Genomic DNA, 2,682 nt, shown 5'->3' with positions numbered 1-2,682 from the left:
TGCGCAAATACAATGGGGTTGGCCGTAAATCTTGCCTGCTGTTCCTGAAAGAATGCGGGTTCCGCTTTGACTTCGGCACACCGTCCGGGCAGCTTGAAATGCTGCGGAAATGGTGTGGTGTTTGGGGCTAATCTACGTCAGCCCCAACATTTATGCTATTCAGACGGCTTGTTATTCGCTTAGTGCGTCTCCCTTTTTTGCCCTTCAAGCAAATTATCCTGCGCATTTTCCACTAACCTTTTATCCAACTGCTTCCCTGCTTTTACACCCAGCAGGCGCAGTTTCTCGGCGCGGTTGACCAAGTTGCCGCGGCCTTCGGTGAGCTGTTTGTAGGCCGTCTGAAACTGATTTTGCGCTTGCTCAAGGTTTTTGCCCACGCCGTCTAAGGTGGTCACAAAACCGACGAATTTATCATACAGCCGGCCGCCTTCTTCGGCAATTGCTAGCGCATTTTGATTTTGCTGCTCGTTGCGCCAGATGTTGGCGACGGTGCGCAGGGTGGCGAGCAGGGTGCTGGGGCCGACCAGCATGATGCGTTTGTCGAAGCATTCTTGAAACAGGTTGCCATCGTGTTGCAGCGCGAGCAGGTAGGCGGGCTCAATGGGGATAAACATAAACACGAAATCCAGCGTGTTTACGCCTTCCAAATCGGTGTAATCCTTGCGTGATAGGGTTTTAATGTGGCTGCGGATGCTGGCAGTGTGGGCGGCGAGTTCGCGTGCAGCTTCGTCTGACTGTTGTGCCCGGACATAGCGCGTGTAGGCGGTAAGCGAGACTTTGGCGTCGATAACGATTTGTTTGTTGTCGGGCAGGTTGATGAGCACATCGGGCTGCAGGCGGCGGGTGCTGCCGTCTTCTTCGAGGCGCGTGGCAGCGGCTTGGATGATGTATTCGCGCCCTTTTTGCAGGCCGGAATTTTCCAGCACGGTTTCCAAAATCATTTCGCCCCAGTTGCCCTGCGTTTTGTTTTGCGTGCCGGTAAGCGCATCGGTCAGGGCTTTGGCGTCGTGGTGAAGCTGGACATTCAGGCTTTGCAGGCGTTTGAGCTCGTTTTCCAAGGTTAAGCGCTCGCGTGCTTCTTTTTCATAGGTGTTTTGCACCAATTCGCTGAAGCCGTGGAGGCGCTCGTTTAAGGGATTGAGTAGCTGCCCCAAATGCTCGCGGTTTTGCTCGCTGAAGCGGCGGCTTTTTTCCTCAAGGATTTGGTTGGCGAGATTGTGAAACTGGTCACTCAGGCTTTGGCGCGCTTCGGTCAGCAGCAAAAGTTTATCATCGGCGGCTTGGCGTTCCTGTTCGATTTGGGTGTAGAGCCGCTCATTGCGGATTTGCAGGTTTTGCACGGTTTGCTGCAAATCCCGATAATCCTGTTTCAGGCGGCCTGCTTCGTCTTCGCGTTGCTGCAAATATTCGATTTGTTTGCAGGCGGCGGAAAATCGGCCGTGCAGCTCTTGAGTTTCGCTGTGTAAATCTTGAATTTCGCGGCGGCTGTCGGCAAGCCCGGCTTCGGCGCGGGCGAGTGATTGCCCGGCAAACTCATGCTGCTGGGTGCGCTCGGCAAGCTGCTGCCGGAGTGAAAATTGCTGTGTCTGTGCGGCATGGCGGGTCAATAACCACGCAACGAGGGCGCCCAGCAATAAAGCCGTCAGCGCGGTGGCGATCAGATAAAGGCTAAGGTCGGACATATCAGGCCGTCTGAAAGAAATCATCAATCGGTGAACTATATCATGTTTATACCAAGCTTTCAGGCGGCCTGAGATTTTTGTAGTATTCATGCATGCCCATCATTTCACCACCTCTGATAATGCTTCCTGCAACCGGCGGTGCGCCATTTCTTGCACGGTGCGTCTGTACCGCACGAACGCCCGATCAGAATTCTGAAAAAGCCGAGGCAGTAGTGAAATATGGTTTACCGACTACATCAGCTTACACTGCCGACAGTGCCGCTGTAGTAAATCGCAAGAGAATGGCGCAATTTGGCAGGATGGTAAGTGCCATTTGAAAATAGAGATGCAACCGACGGTCGGAAAGCTATTGTGTTTTCCGGCCTTCTGATTATCTATACAATACTGTTTTTTATGGGCTATTGTGGATTGAAAGCTTCTTGTTTGGCGCGATGTTTGCCTGTATCGCCGTATCGTTGTTTATCCTGGAAAGGGTTTACACTTGTCGGCCTTTGCTTTTAGTCTGTGTTTTGCCGCCAATGGTATAGTTTGGGTGGCCGGTTCGAACCGTGGCGGACGATTGTCCGAACGCAAAGCTTGTGTTTGGGTGTAGTCGTTTTTTTGTCGGCAATGGCTTATACCATGGTGGTGTTCAAGCGTATTGGCTGTGGGTGGAGGTCGGTTTTTTCATCACGCTGTTGATGGTTGGTACCCTTTGACGGCTTTGTCGTCATTGGCAATGGCAAGCGAACGCCGCCATGCCGGTGCCGCCTTTGCTGTTCTTGGCTGTATGCCGTTTTTATTAGGCGGCATCATTTCGCCGTTAATGGGGTTGGGCGATATCTTCATCGTCATCCCGTTCGCTATGGCCACTTGCGTGGTGGTGATGGTATAGCTGAAAGAAAGCGGTTATCAAAAAAACGTTTCTTGGGGTCGTGTTAAAAGCCACCATGTGTTTGTGAAAGATTTTAAACGATGGTTGGCGCAATGCCGGCCTGGCGAGCAAGATGTTGTTTTCTCC

The 2,682-nt window shown here is 52.2% G+C and carries 2 protein-coding genes and 1 pseudogene; 2 read left to right on the top strand and 1 reads right to left on the bottom strand.

Annotation, left to right across the window (positions count from 1 at the left end; all coding sequences use genetic code 11):
* Positions 1-131: pseudogene (locus C7N83_RS13620) on the top strand (IS1595 family transposase); the annotation flags it as partial.
* Between the two features lie 48 nt (positions 132-179).
* Here C7N83_RS13620 and C7N83_RS13615 read toward each other — a convergent pair.
* On the bottom strand, positions 180-1,682 hold the full coding sequence (locus C7N83_RS13615; RefSeq protein WP_106743258.1) for a DNA recombination protein RmuC: 1,503 nt from the start codon (positions 1,680-1,682) through the stop codon (positions 180-182).
* 703 nt (positions 1,683-2,385) lie between these two features.
* Between C7N83_RS13615 and C7N83_RS15030 the strand changes: the two genes are divergently transcribed.
* Complete coding sequence (locus C7N83_RS15030; RefSeq protein WP_170064928.1) at positions 2,386-2,556, top strand: hypothetical protein; 171 nt, start codon at positions 2,386-2,388, stop codon at positions 2,554-2,556.
* Positions 2,557-2,682 lie beyond the last annotated feature (126 nt).

The sequence above is a fragment of the Neisseria iguanae genome (assembly GCF_003013245.1).
Classification (GTDB): Bacteria; Pseudomonadota; Gammaproteobacteria; order Burkholderiales; family Neisseriaceae; genus Neisseria; species Neisseria iguanae.
The sequence above is the reverse complement of the archived record's forward strand: the minus strand, read 5'-3'. Positions and strand labels throughout refer to the sequence as shown.

What these genes read in the sequence shown, in the direction of transcription:
- C7N83_RS13615 (WP_106743258.1), bottom strand. Translation starts at nt 1,682, where the DNA reads ATGTCCGACCTTAGCCTTTATCTGATCGCCACCGCGCTGACGGCTTTA.